This window comes from Streptomyces sp. NPDC003943 (assembly GCF_053605265.1).
Map to the genome: position 1 here is coordinate 15,287 of NZ_JBSGIW010000049.1, position 19,392 is coordinate 34,678.

A 19,392-nucleotide genomic window follows, 5' to 3' on the forward strand; every position below is an offset into this window, starting at 1 on the left:
CGAAGGCGAGCGACGCCGGCGTGACCGTCACGGCGGACCGGCGCCGAGGAGCGTGAACGCCCCGTACGCGGCGGAGGCGAGCGCGAGTCCGGTGAGGACGGGCACGGCGGTACGGGTCCGGAGCCGCGCCAGGGCCGCGGCGGGCGGCAGCAGCAGGCCGAACGCGGGCATCATCAGACGGGGCCGGGAACCGAAGTAGGCGGCGCCGACGAGCGAGATGACGACGACGGCGACCGTGTAGACGAGCAGCGGGAGCGGCTGCCGCTGCCGCACGCACAGCACGATCAGCCAGCCGAGCAGCCCGAGCACGAGACAGAGGCCGAGCGCCGCCGGCCACGGCAGCCCGGCGATGAAGCGGGCGAGCGCGACACCGCCGTCGATGGAGTTGCCCCAGGCCGCCTGCACGTCGAAGTAGGCCGTCGCGCCGCCCTGGCGGACCCCGACGTACACGACGTACCCGAGCCAGCCGAGCGGCGCGAGCAGCACGCCGACGACGAGGCGGGCCCGCAGGCGCCGTTCGCGTACGACCGTCACCACGGCGGTGATCCCGATGGCGGCGATCAGCGCGGCGGCCGTCGGCCGGGTGAGCCCCGCGAACACGGACAGCGTCCCGGCGAGGATCCAGCGGTCCCGCAGGACGGCGAGGAGCGACCAGGCGGCGAGCGCGGTGAACAGCGTCTCCGTGTACGCCATCGACTGCACGAACGCCGTCGGATACACCCCCCACAACACCGCCAGTACGACCCCGGTGCGCCGCCCCGCGACGTGCGCGCCGACCTCGTAGATGCCCCAGGCGGCGGCGAGCGAGGCGGCCCAGGAGACGAGGAGCCCGGCGGTGGCGGCGTCGACGGGGAGGACGGCGGCGACCGCCCGCTCCAGGGCGGGGAAGAGCGGGAAGAACGCGAGGTCGGCGTGGACGCTGCCGTTGGGGAGCGTGACCTCGTAGCCGTATCCGTGCTCGGCGATCCGCGTGTACCAGACCGCGTCCCAGCGCCCCTTCAGCCGGTGCAGCCCGTCCTCGCCGGTGACCGCGGCGGCGATGGCGAGGACGGCGAGCCCGAGGAGACGGGTGGCGGCGTAGCCGCCGAGGGCGAGGGGCAGGTGGTGACGCGGGGTGGAGCGGGACATGCGCTCGATTATCAGCCGCCTGGACGAAGACGCTGGAACCGGGCGGTCATGACGGGGCCGAGCTGCCCGACGATCGCGTGGCCGGGCTCGTGGGGGTGGGGCAGGTCACCGAGGAAGGACGTGACGATGACCTCGTCGACGCCGACGACTCCGCGGCGGCTCTGCTCCTCCAGGAAGTCGAGGGTGCCCCGCCAGTCGACGGCACCGGCCTCGGCCGGCTCCTGGTGGAGGAAGGAGCGGACGGTGTCCTGGACGACGGCCCAGAAGAAGACGTGCGGCTGGACACTGCCCTGGCTGAAGACGTGCGCGTCATAGGCGCCGCGGAACCCGGGGACGCGGGCGACGAGGTCGCTGACGAGCTGCACGCTGGGGGTGGCGACGGGGAGGGGAGTGGGGCTGGGGGTGGGGGTAGGGGTGGTCATCGGCTGCCCGTTTCGGATGCGCTGGGGAGCTCGCTCGTGCGAGCGCGTGAGGGCCGGCTCCTTGATCAGGATGCCCGTTCCGAGGTGACCGATGTCACCGATTAGCGGTGCTTTTGCGCTTTCCTGACGATGCCTTTCGCGGAGTTTTCCACAGGGGATGCGAAGTGTCGCTCTTCCGTGGATCGTTGCTCATATGTACGAGTTGGGGAGGCTCACCGGGGGGCCGGGGGGGGCGGGCGGGGTGCTGCTTCCGGTCCAGGCGGCCGAGGGGCTCACCCCCTCCGAGCGCTCTCCCTCTCCATCTCCGCCGCCCCGCGAGCGTGGCGCCCCTGGGTACGACGGCGGGCCCTCTGGACCAGGGGCCAGGCGCCGAGTCCGGCGACGAGGACGGTGCCGGTGGTGACGCCCGCGATGCCGATGACACGCAGGACGGGATCCGGGGCGCGTACGGGAGCGGAGGCGGGTTTCGCACCCGTGGACGGTGGCGTGAGGGCGAGGTCGAGGGAGACGAGGACGGGGGCGGGGGCGGCGCGGTCCAGGGTGACCTGGACGTAGTAGTCGCCGGCGAAGCGCATGGCGCCGACGGCGTTCGTGGTGCCCGTGGAGCGGTTGGCGTAGGCGGCCGGGGCGGTGGCCAGGGAGAGGGTGGCGGGCTCGCCGGTGTAGAGGCCCTTGGTCTCGTCGACGGCGCCCCGCGCCGGGTTGTACAGCGCGAGCCGCAGCCCGTCCGGCAGCGCGGGCCGCCCGGGCGGCGCGGCCGCGTTGCCGAACCGAGCCCGTACGAAGAGCTGCTGGCCCCAGGCGACCGGCACCCGGTAGAAGCGGCTCTCGCCCGGCCGCAGCTCGTCCCGCCAGGTGCCGCCGTCACCGGAAAGGCCGGCGGCGTCGTTGAAGCCGGTGCCGCCGTGGGCCGTGCGGGCCGGCCCCGTGCCCAGCCCGGCCGGTGGCTCGGTGCGCCACGCGGTCGGCGCGGGCGGCGCCGGTTCGTCGGGCGCGGGCTCGACGACGTACCCCAGCTCGACGGTCCGCCGCGCCGCCGAACCCTCCGCCCGCCCGACGCCCTCGACGACGAACTCGTACTCCCCCGGCTCCTGGCAGTCCCGTCCCGGTTCGACGCGCCGGCTGACGTAGTCGGCGATGGGCCGGGCGGTGTCGCCGTAGAACCGGACGTCGGTGTGCATGCCGCACGGCAGGCCGTCCGCGGTGCGGAGGGAGAGGGAGAGTCCGTCGACGACGTCGACCGGCTTGCCGGGGGCGGGGGCGAGGACGGCGGAGAGGTAGACGTTCGAGGTGCCGTCGAGGCGCACCCGGTACGTGCGCGTCTCGCCCTTCGCGATGCCGTCGGTGTACGTGCCCGGCCCCGGCAGCACCGCACCGTCGCCGACGGGCCGGGCGTCGGGCGCGGTGCGGTACGCGGGCGGGCTGCTGCTCCCCGCGTGGACGCCGAGCGCCCCGAGGACGCCGATGCCGAGCGCGGCTGCCATGACCGTGCGCATCGCGCCCCGCTACCCGCCGGAGGTGCGGGGGAAGGACACCTCGACCCGGCGGTTCTTCTTGCGGCCCTCCTCGGTGGCGTTGTCCGCGATCGGGTAGTCCTCGCTGTACCCGCGGATGTCGTACGTCGTCCCCGCGTCCAGGCTCTTGGCGAGCTCCTGCTGCACGGCGTCGGCGCGTTCCTTGGACAGCTTCAGCCCGTGCTCGTACGTCCCGAGGTCGTCGGTGAACCCGAAGACGCGCACCCGGCCCGAGCCCTGCTTCCTGATCTCCGCGGCGATGGCGGCGATACGGGCGGCGGCGGACGGGCTGAGCCTGGCGCTGTCCTTGCCGAACAGCACCTCGGCCTGCAGCGCGAACGTCACGTCCACGTTCGTGTCCTCGCGCCGCTGCTCGCCGCCCTCCTCCTCGACGATCTGCTTGATGTCGAGCACCTTGGGCGGCGCGAGCGTGGCGCCGTCGGGCAGCATCAGCGCGGGCGAGTTGGTGTCGATGGCGGGCAGAGGCGCGCCGGTGGAGGCGGCCCCGGGCGGATCGTCGGCATACGCCGTCACGGCGGAGGCCGAAACCAGGACGAGACCGGCGGCGAGGGCGGCGAGGCGGCGGCGTGTGGAGGTCATGGCGGCGCTCTCAGGAGAGCTTGATGGTGGCGGGGGTGAAGGTGGGGAGTTGGAGGGAGACTTCGGTGGTGGTGGGGGGTGGGGCGGGGAACTGCATGAAGACGTTGCTCCAGGCGCCCGCGGCAAGACTGGACAAGTCGGTGGTGGTGAGCGGGCGCCCGTCCGTGTCGCGCAGCACGTAGTACCGCTTCTTGCCCACGGAGTCGACGAGGGTGGCCCCGCCGAAGGAGTTGCCGTGCTTGATGATCTCGGTCTCGTTGCCGCCGAGTTGCGCGGGGATGATGCGCGTATCGCTCGCCGTGTTCGTCAGCTTGCCGCTGACGGTGACGAAGCCGCCCTGATCGCGCTTGGCCGAGACGACGGAGAGTTCGAGACCCTCCTGGCCCTTGAGCACGGCGATGGGCTCGGTCGGCGCCTCGGACTGCGGCTGGACGTTGCCTTCTCCGCCCTTGGACACCGGGGTGGTCGTTGCCGGCTTGGTCTGCGGCGGCTTCTCCTCACTACCGCAGCCCGCGAGGGCGAGGACCAGTCCGGCAGTCACGGCCACAGCGGCCACTCCTCTGCCGGACTTCATTACATGCCGCACACTCATGGGAAACAGAGTCCTTCGCTCGTCAGTCGACCAGTCGGACAGTGAAGAGATCGGCCGCGTCGGGCAGCCTGGGGTCTTCGGGGTCGATCGTCCACTCGACGCCGTCGCAGACGAGGCCGGTGATCGGTTCGGGTTCGGGGCTGGGCGTGGGCGTCGGGTCGGGGGTGGCCGAGCCCGTCGGCGTGGGCGTGGTGGGGGTTGGAGGCGGAGTGGGCTCCGGCGCGTCGAAGTAGCAACGAGGTTCGAGGACCGCCGTTGCCGTCGCGGTGGCATGCTGCCGCTCCGTACCGGGAACCAGAGATCGCCCTACGGTGCCGAGTGTGCGGATCTGCACGCGGAACTCTTCCCGCCCGCCCGCGCGCTGGGACGTGCAGCCGTCCTGCCAGAGCTCTGCGCCGTTGTCCGCGGCGAAATCGGCCGCCTTCTCGCAGGCTCGGCCGGATCCATACGCCTCACCGTGCAGGTACCGGTCCCATGCCTCGGGATCCAGGATCACGTCGAGCCAGCCGTCCCGCAGCTGCCGCCGAGCATCTTGAGCCGCCGCCAGCGCGGCAGCATCAGCCGCCGTCTGCCCGCCACTTCGGGTCACGGCCGCCTGCCCGACCGCGAAGTAGACGAACGCCAGGAAGAGAAGTCCTGCCATCACCGTGACGTAGACGGGGAATGCCTGCCCCGAGTCTCCCCCGCGGCCACTCAGTGCTGGCCTCCGCCACCTCCGGTCAGGCTGGCGATCTTCGTGGCGATTGCGTTCTTGATGTCCTGCCCGATGCTCGTCCCGGAGATCGCGACCACGATCGCCACCACCACCACGATGATCCCCAGGTACTCCACCGCCGTCTGCCCGCGGTCTCCGTTGCGCCTCGTGGCGCCCCAACTTCCCACCCGCACCTTGGCCTTGGTCAGGGCCTTCAGCAGCGCCTCGTTCATCGTGTTCCCCTCCGAGTCCGGCGACTCGGGCAGGGTACGCCGGGTGGGGCCGGTGTTCACAGGGTCCGTAGGCCCAATCACGCTCGGTAGTCACCTTGGGCATCACGACGCCGTCCTCGTGCCGAGCCAGGAGGCGATGGCTTCGCCGCGGGTGGTGCTGTGGAGTTTGGCGAAGATGCGGTTGATGTGGTTCTTGACGGTCTTCTCACTGATGGAGCAGGTGGTGGCGATCTGCTGGTTGGTCAGACCGGACGCGATCAGGTCCATGACCTCCACCTCCCTCGCACTCAGACCGAATCGTTGCACTCGCGAAGCCGGATTTCTGAAGCGCAGTATATTCGCGAGAGTTGGTCTCGCGCCAGCATGTGCAGTCGCACGCACAACGCGGAAGAGTTCCGCCACGTCGAACCGGCCGTGGACCAACTGAGCCGCAGCCGCCCCTGCGCCCGCGCCCCTGTCGACCCCCGCGCCCGCGCCCGCCGGCTCGTGGGTCAGCAACAACACCGGGGCGAGCGCCGACAGTTCCGCGACCGCGTCCTGGTCTTCGTCGACGACGACCAGGTCCGACGCGGTCGGTTCGGCCACCAGCTCGATGTCCGGGCAGGCGCCGAGCAGGACGGTCAGGCCCGCTCGTACCACCGGGTTGGCGCTCACCACCAGGACCTTCAGCATCCGCACCTCATTCGCCCGTGATCGAGCCGAAGTCGGTGCCCGTGCCCAGGAAGAGCCCCGCGCCCAGCAGGATCATCGTCGCCGGGACCATCAGTGTCGTGATCACCATCGTGGCCTTGGGCACCGCCTTCGCGGCCTTGCGCCTCGCGTTCTGGGCGTCCGTGCGGCGCATGTCGTTGGCGATCTGGATGAGGGTGTCGACGATCGGGGCACCCAGTTCCTCGCCCTGCTGCAGCGCGGTGACGAACTGGGCGACCTGTTCGGAGTCGTTGCGGCGGCGCAGCTCGTCGAAGGCTTCGCGGCGGCTGACGCCCATGTCCATCTGGCGCAGGGTGATGCGCAGTTCGTCGGCCCAGGGGCCCTCGTACTTGTCCGCCACCCGCTCCAGCGCCTGGCGGAAGCCGAGGCCGGCGGAGACGACGACGGCGAGGACGTCGAGGAAGTCCGGCAGGGTGCGTTCGATCTGGTCCTTGCGGATGCGGACGGCGGACCAGATGCCGACCTCGGTCCAGAACGCGCCGAACGCGAAGAGCAGCACCGCCACCAGGTACGAACCCCGGCCGAGCATGAGGAGTCCGCCCAGGCCGCCCAGGAAGCCGTAGACGGCGCGCCGCGCCCCGTACCGGTCGATCGTCAGGCCGCCGGGGTTGCCGGCGAGGTCGATGCGGCGGCGGACCGAGTTGACGCGCTTGGGGCCCATGAGCCGGAGCACGGCGGGTGACCAGCGCATGCCGAGGCGGTCGACGGCGGAGTAGACGGCGCCGGTGCGGGTGGCGCCGACCTCCAGGGCGAGCTGGAGGTCGGAGGGGAGTTTGGCGTCGGCGCGGTAGAGGCGGATGCCGTAGCAGATGCCCGCCACGGACACGCCCGCAAGCAGGGCCCACAGGAATTCCACGGTCGTCGTCACGCCCCTCACGGTTCGCCCCTCATGGTTCGCCCCTCATCGTCCGGCCCTCACAGTCCGCCCCCACACGGTCGCCCCTCACACGTCGATCTTCGCCAGCCGGCGGATGATCACGAAGCCCACCGCGTAGAGCCCGAAGGCCAGCACCACCGCGAGCTGGCCGAGACCCGACCCGGTCATCCGGTCCAGCGCGCCCGGCTGCATGTTGTCGATGAGCAGCAGCGAGCCGACGCCGATGACCGGGACCGCGTACGCCGTCAGGCTCACCTGCGACAGCTGCGTACGGACCTCGCGCCGGGTCTCCTTCCGTTCCTCCAGCGTCTCGGTGAGGTTGCGCAGGGAGGAGACGACGGTGCCGCCGGCCCGGTTGGCGAGGACCAGGGTGGTGACGAGGACGACGAGTTCGCGGGACGGGAGGCGCTCGGCCAGCTCGCCGAGGGCGTCGTCGATCGACGTGCCCACGGCCAGCTGCTGGGAGACCTTGGCCAGTTCGTCGCCGGCCGGGGCCTCCATCTCGTCGGCGGCGAGCGAGAGCGCCATGCGCAGGGCGAGGCCGGCCTGAGTGGCGTTGGCGAGGATGCGGGAGAGTTCGGGGAGCTGGTTGATGAACTTCTCGATGCGCTTCTGGCGCTGCCAGTTGAGGAAGCCCCAGGCGATCCAGACGCCGAGGAAGCCGCAGATCGGGCCGAAGAACGGGGAGAGCAGCGCCTGCCCGGCGATCCACAGGACGGCGATGGTGACCGCCATGTAGACCACGAACTCGCCCGGTGTGATCTCCAGTCCGGTGGCGGAGATACGGAGTTCGAGCTTGCGGCCCAGGGCCGTCCGCCGGACCCGCCGGTCGACGCCGCGGAACGGGCGCCTGCGCCGGCCGCCCGCCCCCGTGCCGTCGTCGCCCTCGCCGGCGGTCTGGCTGAGCCGGGCGATCAGCGCGGAGCGCTGGGCGGCCCCGCTCGCGTACAGCTGGATGCCGGCCACCGCGAGGACGCAGCAGATCAGCGCCACTCCGGCAGTCAGCCACGTCGGGTTCAGGTGCACGACAGTTCTCCCCTACTTCGCTTCCCGCGTGGCGAGCTGCTCGTCCGTCGCCGCCACGCCGAACGCCTGCGGAATGGGCTGGCCAGCCATGTAGAGCCGCTCGGCGACCCGGCGCGGCAGCGGGTGGTGGGAGAACTCGCCGTACACCCGCCCGTCGGCGGCGAGCGGCTGGGCGTTGAAGCGGCAGACGGTGGCGAGGAGATAGCGCTCGCGGCCGCTGGAGGCGAGGATCGCGATCTCGGTGACCCGGCGCGTGCCGTCGGGGTGTCGGGTGAGCTGTACGAGGACGTCGACGGCGCTGTTGATCTGGTCGCGGAGCGCCTCGAACGGCACCTTGACCTCGGACATGGAGGCGAGGGTCTGGAGCCGCATGAGGGCGTCCTCGGCGGAGTTGGCGTGGACGGTGGCGAGCGAGCCGTCGTGGCCGGTGGACATCGCCTGGAGCATGTCGAGCGTCTCGCCGCCGCGCACCTCGCCGACGACGATGCGATCGGGGCGCATGCGCAGCGAGTTGCGCACGAGGTCGCGGATGGAGACCTGGCCGCGGCCCTCGATGTTGGGCGGCCGCGCCTCCAGGCGGATGACGTGGGACTGCTGGAGCTGGAGTTCGGCGGAGTCCTCGATGGTGATGATCCGCTCGCCGTCCGGGATGAGCCCGGACAGGGCGTTGAGGAGCGTCGTCTTTCCGGTGCCGGTGGCGCCGGAGACGATGATGTTGAACTTCGCCTGCACGAGCCCGGACAGCAGGAACAGCATCTGCTCGTCCATCGAACCGAGCCCGATCATCTCGTGCAGGGTGTACGAGCGCGGGAAGCGGCGGATGGTGAGCGTGGCGCCGGTGAGCGAGAGCGGCGGGATGATGACGTTGACGCGTTCGCCGGAGGGCAGCCGGGCGTCGACCATCGGATTCGACTCGTCCACGCGGCGGTTGACGGTCGACACGATCCGCTCGATCGTCTGCATCAGCTGCTCGTGCGACGCGAACCGCAGCGGCAGCAACTCCACCCGCCCCGCCCGTTCGACGTAGATCTGGTCGGGGCCGTTCACCATGATCTCGGTGATCGACGCGTCTTCGAGCAGTGGTTCGAGGACGCCGAGGCCGAGCGCCTCGTCCACGACCCGGCGGATCAGCTGGGCCCGCTCGGCCGTGGAGAGCACCGGGCCCTCGCGGCTGATGATGTGCCCGAGGACGCGCTCCAGGCGGGCCCGGCGCTCGGCGGCGGCGAGCGCGGACATCTCGGTGAGGTCGATCTCCTCCAGGAGCTTGGCGCGGAACGACGCGACGAGGTGACCGTCCTCGCGTCCGGCGCTGCCCGCCCGGTTCTCCTCGGGGGTGTGGATACGGGCCCGCAGGCTCATCGGCGGTCCTCCTCGGGCACGGGCATGGTGGCCGTCTTGGTCAGGTCGGGGATGTCGAGGAAGGGGACGAGGGAGGGGACCTCGACCGTCACGCTCCAACTGCCGGGTCCGGACCGGTCGAAGGAGCTGTGGCCCGCGATCCAGTCGCTCATCGCCGCCCGCCCCGCCGCCTCCGGGTCCGGTACGGAGTCGGGGTCGTCGACGCTCGCCGCCCGCGCCGCCGCCCGCGCCCCCGTGCCCGCCTGCTGGGCCGCGTACGCCACGATGCCGAGCTGGACGCCGGCCAGCCCGATCAGCAGCAGGATCGGCAGGAAGCCCAGGTACTCGACGGCCACCTGGCCCCGGTCACGTCGCGGCTTCCGGAAGCTCTTCACCGGTCCTCTCCCTCCCACACCGCCGCCGCCTCGCCGTCCACCCGGAACGGGAAGCTGCCCGCGCCCGGGAACAGCACGGGCACCTTCAGTCCCACCGTCACGTGGACCATTCCGCCCGCCGGCGACCCGCAGTCGACGCTCGCGCCCGCCCGCCACGCCCCGTCCAGGTGCCGCAGCGCCGCCGCCCCGCAGTCGTCGCCGACCGCGCCCGCCCGCGCCGCCTCGTCCGCCGCGTTCCCCGCGAGCGTGTACGTGTAGCCGATCAGGACGCACTGCCACAGCAGTACGAGCGTGAGCAGGATCAGCGGCAGCATGCCGACGAACTCGACCGCCACCTGTCCCCTGTCGTCCCGTCTGATCGGCCTCATGGTCAGCGTCCGGTTCCGCGCCGTCGCAGCCCCAGTGCGCCGCGCTCCGGAGCCCGTACCAGCTCCCTGCCCTGCGGCTCCCCCGCCCGCACCAGCCCCAGCTCGCCCGCCAGCGCCCACAGCGCCTGCTTGATCGTCGAGCGCGCGTCGAGGTCGTGCAGCCGGCCGGCGTCCACGACCGCCGCCAGTTCCTTGAACTGGGCCGGGACGGCGGTGCCCGCGATCCGGGTGCCCGTGATCTTCTGGATGAGGGCGGGCTGGATCTCGGTGCCGCGGGTGTGGCGGTTGACGAGGACCGTGGTCTCCTCCGGCTTGCGGACCTGGAGGCGGTCCCACATCCGTACGGCCCGCTTGGCGGCCCGTACGGCGACCACGTCCGGCGTGGTGACCAGGAGCGCCGCGTCGGCCATCTCGACGGCCGCCGCGCCCGCCGCGTCCAGGTGGGTGCCGCAGTCGATGACGACGACCTCGTAGCGGCTGCGCAGGGCGCTGACGATCTGGCGTGCTGAGCGGTCGGTGACCTCTTCGCCGCGTTCGCCTTCGCCGGGGGCGAGGAGCAGGGAGAGGCCGGTCTCGTGGACGTACACGGCGTCCTGGAGCACCCGTGGCGAGATGTCGCTGATCGCCGCGAGGTCGGCGAGCGAGCGGCGGAACTGGACGTCGAGGTACGAGGCGATGTCGCCGCCCTGGAGGTCCATGTCGACGAGGGCCACGGCGCGGCCGGAGGCTCGGGCGGCGAGGGCGAGGTGGACGGCGGTGACGGTGGTGCCGACGCCGCCCTTGGCGCCGCTGACGGTGACGACGGTGCCGCCGGGGCCGGTGGGGGTGTCGGCGGCGGCGCCGAGGTGGCGGCGGACGCCGGCGGACCACTGGGCGGCGGCCTGGACGCGGCTGGCGAGTTCCTCGTAGCCGAGCGGGAGGGTGACGAGGCCGCGGGCGCCGGAGTCCATGGCGGCGGAGAAGAGGACGGGGCTGGCGTCGGCGGTGATGAGGACGACGCCGACGGCGGGGAAGCGGAGGGCGACCTCGCGGATGAGTTCGAGCGCGGGGACGGGGCCGATGCGCTCGTGGACGAGGACGACCTCCGGGAGTTCGTCGACGGACCCGGCGGCGAGCCGGGCGAGGGTGTCGACGAGCTGGGTGGAGTCGGTGACGGGGCCGGCGGGTTCGGCGTCGGGGAGCTGGCCGATGAGGGTGGTGACGGCGCGGGCCGCGTCCGGGTCGCCGACGGCCGGCAGGATCCTGGTGGTCATACCGGGTGCCTCACTTGTCCTTACTGGTCCTCACTGGCTGCTCTCACTTGTCCTTGCCGCGCGTTCCGGCCACTTGTCCCTGCCGCGTGTTCCGGCCACCTGTCCTTGCCCACGTGTTCCGGTCACTTGTCCTTGTCGAGCGTGTACGTGCGGTCGCGCGGGTCCGGCGGGGTGCTGCCGCCGGGGCCGGGGGCGACGAGGGCGAGGCGGACGTGCTGGGCGAAGGACTCGGCGTAGGCGACGCGCTGGGTGTCGGCGGTGGAGAGCGCGAAGGTGATCGGGACGGCCTCGGTAGCGCGGCCGCCGCGGTCGTCCTGGTTCTCGATCGGGGTCAGCTTGCCGATGGCGAGGACGTGGGCGCCGGCGACGATCAGCTTGGACTGGGCGGGGCGGCCGCCGCGTTCGCCGGCGAAGGTGGCGTAGATGTTGACGCTCGCCCCGGGCGTGATCTTGCCGGCGACGCCCGTGGCCGCGTCGATCATGATGGCGATCTCCTGCTGGCCGGGTTCGAGCGCGGGCCGCTTGACGATCATGTCGGTCTGGAGGAGGGAGCCGGCCTTCAGGGTGGTGACCGCGATCATGCCCTCGGTCTCGCGGAGGTCGGTGACGGCGGTGGCCGGAAGCCAGCGCTTCGGCATGGAGATCCGCTCGAAGCTCCCCGGGCCGAGCGGGGTGTACGGCGCGATGTCGTCCTTGACACGGTACGCGGCCACCTCGGGCCCGACCTTGGAGTTGACGTCGCTGATCACCGAGAGCACGCCGGCGAAGGCGCCGAGCGCGCACAGGACGGAGAGCAGCAGCAGGATGACGCCACGGCGCTGGCGCGAGTTCATGGCCGTAGTACCTCGATCGTGGACGGGTGGCGCGGCGGACGGGGGCTAACGGGTGGCGTTGACCTCGGCGGTGGTGGGCAGGGGCGCGGCGCAGAAGCCGCAGCGGTCGCCGATGAGCTCCATCCGGCACCAGTGGCATGTCTCGCGCCGCACGGAGGAGACGAGTTGGTGCAGGACGGGCAGGTCCGGCAGGTACGCGGTGAACTCGACGAGCCGTCCCGTGCCCCACCAGCGCGGCGAGGACTCCGGCAGCGCGGCCTCCTGGACGGCGCGGACCTGCCAGCCGGGGGCGAGGGCGGCGGTGGGCCAGTCGGTCTGGAGCTGGCCGCGGGCGAGGACGAGGTCGGTGGCGAAGTCGGGCCCGGCGAGCCCGTCGGGGCCCCCGCGCCCGTCCGGTCCGGCCGGCGCGGCCCCGGCGCCGATGCGTACGAGCCGGGGCGCGGGCCCCGCGAGGACGGCGAAGTGGGCGCCGGGCAGCCAGCCCTTGAGGTGGGAGCCGAGTCCGACGGGCACGTGGTCGAGCTTGGCGACCGAGCCGAGGACGGCGCCCGCGTACACGTAGTGCGTGAGCAGCCGGGCGGCGGAGGCGAGGACTCCGGGGCTGAAGTCGCAGGCGGAGAGCTGGCGGAGCTGGCGCACGAGGACGGCGGCGCCGAGCGGCGGCAGGTCGGTCCGCACGATCGCGATCCGGTCGGATTCGAGCAGCGACCGCACGGCGTGCAGACGTCCGGCGGTCGCGGGCGGCGCGGCGGTGGGGCAGACGACGATCAGATGGCCGTGCACGTCGAGCAGTTGGCGTACGTCGGCGAGGGCGGCGTCGAGCGGCCGGGTGTCGGGGCCGGGCAGGACGGCGGCGGGGGGCGTCTGCGGATCGGTCGGCGGCAGCACCAGGTCGGCGCTGGTGACCGCAATCGCTGTCGGCACGTCGGGCTCCCCCCGATCCCTCACTGACCACTCGTTGATCACTAGCTGCGTCCGCAGCGTTACCGCCTCTGCACTTTATCCAGGCCACTGGAGTGGTGAACACACAATCCTTCAAGCTCCGTCACTTTCTTGGTCGGTTCGGTCATCGGCGTACGGGCGGCTGAACTGCGCTTCCTGCCTGAGGTCTTGACAACCCAATTGGTCTGGACCAACTTGTTCCGCGCACCTCCCCGCCCTTCCCCGCACCTCCCTTCCCCCTCCCCTCCCCCCACTCCCCCTCCGGAGGAAGCACGTGGACCGCACCACCAGAGCCGCCCTGACGCTCGCCGTCAGCGCCGGGCTCGTCCTCGCCGGCGGCGCCGGCACCGCCCAGGCCGCGGACGTCAACAACGCCAGGAACGCCGGCTTCGAGAACGGCCTCGCCGACTGGTCCTGTTCGGCCGGCAGCGGCACCGTCGTCTCCTCGCCGGTGCACAGCGGCGCGGGCGCCCTGCGGGCCACCCCGGCCGGCATGGACAACGCCCGGTGCACCCAGACCGTCGCCGTGAAGCCGGGCTCCACGTACACGCTGAGCGCCTGGGTGCAGGGCGGTTACGCGTACCTCGGCGCGAGCGGCACCGGCACCACCGACGTCTCCACCTGGACGCCGGACAGCGCGGGCTGGAAGCAGCTGACGACCACCTTCACCACCGGCGCGAGCACCACGTCCGTGCAGATCTACACGCACGGCTGGTACGGCACCGCCGCCTACTCCGTCGACGACGTGAGCGTCTTCGGCCCCGACGGGGGCGGTGGCACCGACCCGGCTCCCACGGTCCCCGCCGCCCCGGCCGGCCTCGCCGCGGGCGCCGTGACCTCCTCCTCCGTCTCCCTCGGCTGGAGCGCGGTCTCGAACGCCACCGGCTACAAGGTCTACCGGGACGGCGCCCTCGCGGCCACGGTGAGCGGCACCTCGGCCACCGTCACCGGTCTGGCCGCGAGCACCTCGTACCAGTTCCAGGTCTCGGCGACCAACGCCGCCGGCGAGTCCGCCAAGTCGGCGGCCGTCACGGCGAGGACCTCCGACGTGACCAACCCGGGGCCCGGCCCGGCCGTGCCCAAGCACGCGCTGACCGGCTACTGGCAGAACTTCGACAACGGCGCCACCGTGCAGAAGCTGCGGGACGTGCAGTCGCAGTACGACATCATCGCCGTCTCCTTCGCGGACGCCACCAGCACGCCCGGCCAGCTCGCCTTCAACCTCGACCCGGCCGTCGGCTACGCCTCCACCGCCGACTTCAAGGCCGACATCGCGGCCAAGAAGGCGGCCGGCAAGTCGGTGATCCTCTCGGTCGGCGGCGAGAAGGGCAACGTCGCCGTCAACAGCGACGCCTCCGCGACCGCCTTCGCCGACAGCGCGTACGCGCTGATGCAGGAGTACGGCTTCAACGGCGTCGACATCGACCTGGAGAACGGCCTCAACTCCACGTACCTGACGAAGGCGCTGCGCCTGCTGTCCGCCAAGGCCGGCTCGTCGCTGGTCCTGACGATGGCGCCGCAGACCATCGACATGCAGTCCACCGGGACCGAGTACTTCAAGACGGCGCTCGCCGTGAAGGACATCCTCACGGTGGTCAACATGCAGTACTACAACAGCGGTTCGATGCTCGGCTGCGACGGCAAGGTCTACAGCCAGGGCTCGGTGGACTTCCTCACCGCGCTCGCCTGCATCCAGCTCCAGGGCGGCCTCGACGCCTCCCAGGTCGGCCTCGGCGTGCCCGCCTCGACGCGCGGCGCGGGCAGCGGCTACGTCGACCCGCAGATCGTGAAGAACGCCCTCGACTGCCTGGCGAGGGGCACGGGCTGCGGCACGTTCAAGCCGTCGCAGACGTACCCGAACATCCGGGGCGCGATGACCTGGTCGACCAACTGGGACGCGACGGCCGGCAACGCCTGGTCGAACGCGGTGGGCCCGGCCGTGCACGGTCTCCCGTAGCCGGTGGACCCGACGCGCCCCTTCGGGGGAATCCGTACGCAGCGCCGCCGCTCCCCCGGCGGCGCTGCGCCGTTTCCGGGGCCGGGGACGCGACAATGTGGCCGAACTTCCTGTCTTGACCGGTTCATGCCACGCCTCGACCATGTCAGCACCGCACGAACCGTCACGCAGGTCCGTCTGCTCGTCGCACTCCCCCACACTCCCCACCCAGGAGACAGCATGCGACTTCGTACCCGCGGGAAGCCGGCCGTCCTCGCGGCCCTCATGGCACTCGCGCTCGCGGTACCCGTCACGACCGCCGCCACCAGCCACGCCCGCCCCGCCGTCGGCGCCAACGGCGGCGAGGAGGTGATCCGGCAGTACGAGATCGCCGGACCCGCCACCGTCACCGAGCGCTCCGACCTGACCGCCACCGGCGTCTCCATCGACCAGGTCGACGCCCGCTCGGTCGTCGTCAGCGCCAACGCCCAGCAGCTCGCCCACCTCAGGAGCCTCGGCTACAAGGCGACCGCCCTGCCCGCGCCGCCCGACCGCGGCGAGAGCGCCAAGTCGGCGCTCGGCCCGCTCGACTTCCCCTCCGCGGACGCGAAGTACCACAACTACGCGGAGATGAACGCCGAGATCGACCAGCGGCTCGCCGCGTACCCGTCCATCATGAACAAGCGGGTCATCGGCAAGTCGTACCAGGGCCGCGACATCATCGCCATCAAGATCAGCGACAACGTCGGCACCGACGAGAACGAGCCCGAGGTCCTCTTCACCCACCACCAGCACGCCCGCGAGCACCTCACCGTCGAGATGGCGCTCTACCTGCTGCGCGAACTCGGCGCCGGCTACGGCACCGACCCGCGCATCACCAGCCTCGTCAACAGCCGCGAGATCTGGATCGTGCCGGACCTCAACCCGGACGGCGGCGAGTACGACATCGCCTCCGGCTCCTACCGCAGCTGGCGCAAGAACCGCCAGCCCAACTCCGGATCCTCGTACGTCGGCACGGACCTCAACCGCAACTGGGACTTCAAGTGGGGCTGCTGCGGCGGCTCCTCCGGCTCCAGGAGCTCGGAGACCTACCGCGGCTCCGCGCCCGAGTCCGCGCCCGAGGTGAAGGTCGTCGCCGACTTCGTCCGCTCGCGTGTCGTCGGCGGCAAGCAGCAGATCACGGCCGCCATCGACTTCCACACCTACAGCGAACTCGTCCTCTGGCCCTTCGGCTGGACCACCGCCGACACCGCCACCGGCATGACCCAGGACGACCGCGACGCCTTCGCCGCGATCGGAAACAAGATGGCCGCCAGCAACGGCTACACGCCCGAGCAGTCCAGCGACCTCTACATCACCGACGGCTCGATCGACGACTACCTCTGGGGCACCCAGAAGATCTTCGCCTACACCTTCGAGATGTACCCGACCTCGTCCTGGGACGGCGGCTTCTACCCGCCCGACGAGGTGATCGAGCGGGAGACGAGCCGCAACAAGGACGCGGTGCTGCAACTCCTTGAGAACGCGGACTGCATGTACCGGTCCATCGGCAAGGCCGCGCAGTACTGCTAGACGCGCTCGGAGTTCTCAGCGCTCTCGGCACTCTCGGCGTTCTCGTCGAAGTACGCGTCCAGGACCGCGTCGAGGAGTGACTCCCACTCCTTGACGCGGTCCTTGGACGTCGCGTCGACGTCGGCCGTGTACCAGCGCCGGTTGGGCGTGTGCACGACCACCGTGAACCGCTTGCCGAAGCGGCCGGTCGCCGTCTCGACCGCGCCGATCTCGTCCCAGCGGAACTCGCAGCTCTCCTCGTCGAGGCTGAGCCGCACGCCGGTGGCGTCGGCGACGATCCGGGCGCGCCGGTCGGCGGCCTCGAAGACCGGCCCGTCCGGGGCGGCGGCCTCCTCGACGGGGTCCGGCACGGCATCAGCCGGGACCGCGTCCCGGGGCTCGGCGTCCGCCGGTTCCTCCGGCATCGCGGGCTGGAGGCCCGTGACGCCGGTGATGCCCGGCACGAACGCCGGGTCCGTCGCGGCGCCTTGCACCGCCTGCATGCTGGGTCCTGTGCGCTGCTGCTCCACGGCGAAAGTATGACCGACGTTCCTGTGAGCGTGTCAGCCGAGTACGGCCATCGCGTCGATCTCGATGAGCAGCCCCTTCGGCAGGCCGACGTACACGGTCGTGCGCGCCGCGGCGGGCGCCTTGAGACCCTGCTCCTCGAAGTAGGCGTTGTAGATCTCGTTCATCTCGGCGAAGTGGTCCACGTCGGTCAGGTAGACGCGCATCATCATGACGTCGTCCCAGCCGGCGCCGCCCTCCTCCAGGATCGCCTTGATGTTGGCGAAGGTCTGGAGCGTCTGCTCGCGCAGGGTCGGGCCGGCCGGGGTCGGGGCCCGGCCCTCGACGGCGGGCAGGAAGCCGACCTGGCCGGCGACCTGGAGGATGTTGCCCTTCCGCACGCCGTGGGAGAACTTCGCGGGCGGGGTGGTGTGGGTGGCGGGCGTGAGGGCGGTCTTCTCGGTCATGCGCTGTCCTTGGGGTGAGGGGTACCGGTACCGGAGTAGTCGTCGCTGATGTCCTCGGCCGTGCGCCGCACCAGCGGCAGCAGGGCGAGGAGTTCCTCGGCCGTGACGACCACGTTGGGCGCCGACACCGACATCGCGGCGACGACCCGGCCGTCGGCACCGCGGACCGGCGCGGCGACGCAGTTGATGGACTCCTCGTGGCCGCCGAGGTCGGTGGCCCAGCCCTGATCGCGTACGGTCGCCAGCTCCTTGAGGAAGGCGGCGGCGTTCGGCGTCGAACGGGACGTGTACAGGGGGTAGTCGAGCCTGGCGGCGAGCGCGCGGCGCTCGGCCTCGGGCAGGTCGGCGAGGAGCAGCTTGGCGACGGCGGCGACGGTGATCGCGACGGGCTTGCCGATCCGGGAGTACATGCGGACCGGGTAGCGGCTCTCGACCTTGTCGATGTAGAGCACCTCGCCCTCCTCGCGGACGGCGAGGTGGACGGTGTGGCCGGTCCGCTCGTTGAGCGCGGCGAGATGGGGGTGGGCGATCTCGCGGACGTCGAGGTTCTCGACGGCCTCCTGCGCGAGCGCGAAGAGGCGGGCGCCGAGCCGGTAGCGCTGGTCCTGCCGGCGGTGGACCAGGCCGTGTTCGTGGAGGGTACGGAGCAGGCGCAGCGCGGTGGACTTGTGCACGCCGAGCCGTTCGGCGACCTGCCCGAGGTCGGCGGGCCCCTGCGCGAGCAGCGGCAGGATGCTGAGCGCGCGGTCGACGGTCTGGCTCATCGCGTACGTTCCTCCTGGTCGTCCCCCGTCCAGCCGGGGCCGAGGTGCAGTGTCCCCCAGGCCGCGTCGTCTAGCGCGGCGAGCCGGTCGGCGTGGGCGCGGCGGGGCCGGCGGGGTCCGGCGAGGTCGCCGGGGGCGGTGAGGGCGGCCGCGGCCATGAGGTGACCGTGGCGGAGGCGGGCGGTGGCGTCGAGCCCGCGCAGGGTCGCGGAGAGGAACCCGGCGGCGAAGGCGTCGCCGGCTCCGGTGGCGGAGACGACGTCGACGCGGGGAGCGGGGACGTGGATGACCGCGCCGGGGGCGGCGACGTGGGCGACCGCGCCCGGGGCGGGCGCGTGGGCGGGGCCGCTGCGCGGGGGCTCCGCCCCCGGTTCCGGAAGGGGCGGGGTGGGGAAGGAAGCCGCGCAGCGCTCGAACACCGTGGCGCCCTCCGCGCCCCGCTTCACCACCAGCACCGCCGGCTCCGGCAGTGCCGCCCGGATCTCGGCCGGGTCACCGGTCCCCCACACCTCCCGCGCCTCGTCCGCGCCGACGAACACGACGTCCGCGCCGCGCGCGAGGTCGAGCAGGACCTCGGAAGCCCGGCCGGCAGCCCACAGCGCGGGCCGGAAGTTGACGTCGAAGGAGACGAGCGGCCGGCCGGGCCGGGGAGCGGTCAGCCGGCGCATCAGGGAGAGGCAGCCTTCGGAGAGCGCGGCGGTGATGCCGGAGAGGTGGAGGACGCGGCCCGCGGCGACCGACTCGTACGGGACGTTCGACGGCGACATCGCCGACGCGGCCGAGCCCGCCCGGTAGTAGGCGACCTCGTGCCCGGCGGCGGACCGGTCCGTGGCCGTGCGGAAGTAGACGCCGGTCGGCCGGGCGGGGTCGCGGACGACGGCGGAGACGTCGACGCCGTACGAACGGATCGCCTCGACCAGATGGTCGCCGAAGCCGTCCCGGCCGACCCGTCCCACCCACCGCACCCGGTGCCCGGCGGCGGCGAGCGCGCAGGCGACGTTGGACTCGGCGCCGCCGACGGCGCGGTCGAAGGCGGGTACGTCGGCGAGGCGGCCGGGCCGGGTGGGCAGGAAGGTGACCATGGACTCGCCGAGGCAGACGACGTCGGGCGCATCGCCGTGCGACGGGGTTCCGGTCACCGGAGAACTCCTGTCGTTGACCCGGCCTCGGCCCGGATGCTAGACAGCCACAAGCGACATACGCAACGAGCGTTGCACACAGTGCAACGCTCAGGCGCGAAG

Annotated in this window: 22 protein-coding genes; 2 read left to right on the forward strand and 20 right to left on the reverse strand. The window is 72.1% G+C overall.

Annotation, left to right across the window (positions count from 1 at the left end; translation table 11 throughout):
* Positions 1–27 precede the first annotated feature (27 nt).
* The 16 genes from ACWEV0_RS20710 to ACWEV0_RS20785 all read right to left on the reverse strand — a co-directional run bounded on the left by ACWEV0_RS20710 (position 28) and on the right by ACWEV0_RS20785 (position 12,908).
* Entirely contained in the window at positions 28–1,128 is a 1,101-nt protein-coding gene (locus ACWEV0_RS20710) for a hypothetical protein (protein WP_453150805.1), read from the reverse strand.
* An 11-nt stretch (positions 1,129–1,139) separates the two neighbouring features.
* Positions 1,140–1,550 (reverse strand): hypothetical protein, encoded by a 411-nt coding sequence (locus ACWEV0_RS20715; RefSeq protein WP_453150806.1) that lies wholly within the window; start codon positions 1,548–1,550, stop codon positions 1,140–1,142.
* 272 nt (positions 1,551–1,822) lie between these two features.
* A complete protein-coding gene (locus ACWEV0_RS20720; protein WP_453150807.1) occupies positions 1,823–3,034 on the reverse strand; it encodes a hypothetical protein in 1,212 nt (403 codons plus the stop codon).
* A 21-nt stretch (positions 3,035–3,055) separates the two neighbouring features.
* Positions 3,056–3,664 carry an OmpA family protein gene (locus ACWEV0_RS20725; RefSeq protein WP_453150808.1) on the reverse strand — a complete coding sequence of 203 codons (609 nt, stop codon included), beginning with the start codon at positions 3,662–3,664 and terminating at the stop codon, positions 3,056–3,058.
* Between the two features lie 10 nt (positions 3,665–3,674).
* Positions 3,675–4,205, reverse strand: coding sequence for a hypothetical protein (locus tag ACWEV0_RS20730; protein WP_453150809.1), 531 nt, complete (start codon positions 4,203–4,205; stop codon positions 3,675–3,677).
* 73 nt (positions 4,206–4,278) lie between these two features.
* Entirely contained in the window at positions 4,279–4,953 is a 675-nt protein-coding gene (locus tag ACWEV0_RS20735; protein WP_453150852.1) for a pilus assembly protein TadG-related protein, read from the reverse strand.
* Positions 4,950–5,183: a Flp family type IVb pilin gene (locus tag ACWEV0_RS20740; RefSeq protein WP_453150853.1), complete on the reverse strand. Its 234-nt coding sequence runs from the start codon at positions 5,181–5,183 to the stop codon at positions 4,950–4,952. The genes ACWEV0_RS20735 and ACWEV0_RS20740 overlap by 4 nt, the downstream gene beginning before the upstream one ends.
* Positions 5,184–5,285: 102 nt before the next feature.
* Complete coding sequence (locus ACWEV0_RS20745) at positions 5,286–5,855, reverse strand: response regulator transcription factor (RefSeq protein WP_453150811.1); 570 nt, start codon at positions 5,853–5,855, stop codon at positions 5,286–5,288.
* Positions 5,856–5,862: 7 nt separating this feature from the next.
* The gene (locus ACWEV0_RS20750) at positions 5,863–6,750 is read right to left on the reverse strand and encodes a DUF5936 domain-containing protein (protein WP_453150854.1); all 888 of its coding nucleotides are present in this window, start codon (positions 6,748–6,750) and stop codon (positions 5,863–5,865) included.
* 87 nt (positions 6,751–6,837) lie between these two features.
* Positions 6,838–7,797 carry a type II secretion system F family protein gene (locus tag ACWEV0_RS20755; RefSeq protein WP_453150812.1) on the reverse strand — a complete coding sequence of 320 codons (960 nt, stop codon included), beginning with the start codon at positions 7,795–7,797 and terminating at the stop codon, positions 6,838–6,840.
* Between the two features lie 12 nt (positions 7,798–7,809).
* Positions 7,810–9,156, reverse strand: coding sequence for a CpaF family protein (locus ACWEV0_RS20760; protein ID WP_453150813.1), 1,347 nt, complete (start codon positions 9,154–9,156; stop codon positions 7,810–7,812).
* Positions 9,153–9,530, reverse strand: coding sequence for a TadE family protein (locus tag ACWEV0_RS20765; RefSeq protein ID WP_453150814.1), 378 nt, complete (start codon positions 9,528–9,530; stop codon positions 9,153–9,155). The genes ACWEV0_RS20760 and ACWEV0_RS20765 overlap by 4 nt, the downstream gene beginning before the upstream one ends.
* A complete protein-coding gene (locus ACWEV0_RS20770) occupies positions 9,527–9,898 on the reverse strand; it encodes a TadE/TadG family type IV pilus assembly protein (protein ID WP_453150816.1) in 372 nt (123 codons plus the stop codon). Before ACWEV0_RS20770 ends, ACWEV0_RS20765 begins: the two co-directional genes overlap by 4 nt.
* 2 nt (positions 9,899–9,900) lie before the next feature.
* Positions 9,901–11,151 (reverse strand): AAA family ATPase, encoded by a 1,251-nt coding sequence (locus ACWEV0_RS20775; RefSeq protein ID WP_453150817.1) that lies wholly within the window; start codon positions 11,149–11,151, stop codon positions 9,901–9,903.
* Positions 11,152–11,273: 122 nt separating this feature from the next.
* Entirely contained in the window at positions 11,274–11,984 is a 711-nt protein-coding gene (gene cpaB / locus ACWEV0_RS20780) for a Flp pilus assembly protein CpaB (RefSeq protein ID WP_453150819.1), read from the reverse strand.
* 45 nt (positions 11,985–12,029) lie between these two features.
* Positions 12,030–12,908, reverse strand: coding sequence for a hypothetical protein (locus ACWEV0_RS20785; RefSeq protein WP_453150820.1), 879 nt, complete (start codon positions 12,906–12,908; stop codon positions 12,030–12,032).
* A gap of 292 nt (positions 12,909–13,200) precedes the next feature.
* Here ACWEV0_RS20785 and ACWEV0_RS20790 point away from each other — a divergent pair, with 292 nt between their 5' ends.
* Complete coding sequence (locus ACWEV0_RS20790; protein ID WP_453150821.1) at positions 13,201–14,883, forward strand: chitinase; 1,683 nt, start codon at positions 13,201–13,203, stop codon at positions 14,881–14,883.
* Between the two features lie 219 nt (positions 14,884–15,102).
* Positions 15,103–16,434 (forward strand): M14 family metallopeptidase, encoded by a 1,332-nt coding sequence (locus tag ACWEV0_RS20795; protein WP_453150823.1) that lies wholly within the window; start codon positions 15,103–15,105, stop codon positions 16,432–16,434.
* On the opposite strand, the gene ACWEV0_RS20800 is transcribed toward ACWEV0_RS20795, so the two are convergent.
* Genes ACWEV0_RS20800 through ACWEV0_RS20815 form a run of 4 tightly spaced genes read right to left on the reverse strand, consistent with a single transcriptional unit; the run spans position 16,431 to position 19,233 of the window.
* Complete coding sequence (locus ACWEV0_RS20800) at positions 16,431–16,916, reverse strand: hypothetical protein (RefSeq protein ID WP_453150825.1); 486 nt, start codon at positions 16,914–16,916, stop codon at positions 16,431–16,433. The genes ACWEV0_RS20795 and ACWEV0_RS20800 overlap by 4 nt on opposite strands.
* A gap of 60 nt (positions 16,917–16,976) precedes the next feature.
* A complete protein-coding gene (locus ACWEV0_RS20805; RefSeq protein ID WP_453150826.1) occupies positions 16,977–17,387 on the reverse strand; it encodes a RidA family protein in 411 nt (136 codons plus the stop codon).
* Positions 17,384–18,151, reverse strand: a complete 768-nt coding sequence (locus ACWEV0_RS20810; protein WP_453150827.1) for an IclR family transcriptional regulator — start codon at positions 18,149–18,151, stop codon at positions 17,384–17,386. Before ACWEV0_RS20810 ends, ACWEV0_RS20805 begins: the two co-directional genes overlap by 4 nt.
* Positions 18,148–19,233, reverse strand: a complete 1,086-nt coding sequence (locus tag ACWEV0_RS20815) for a sugar kinase (RefSeq protein WP_453150855.1) — start codon at positions 19,231–19,233, stop codon at positions 18,148–18,150. The genes ACWEV0_RS20810 and ACWEV0_RS20815 overlap by 4 nt, the downstream gene beginning before the upstream one ends.
* Between the last annotated feature and the right edge of the window lie 159 nt (positions 19,234–19,392).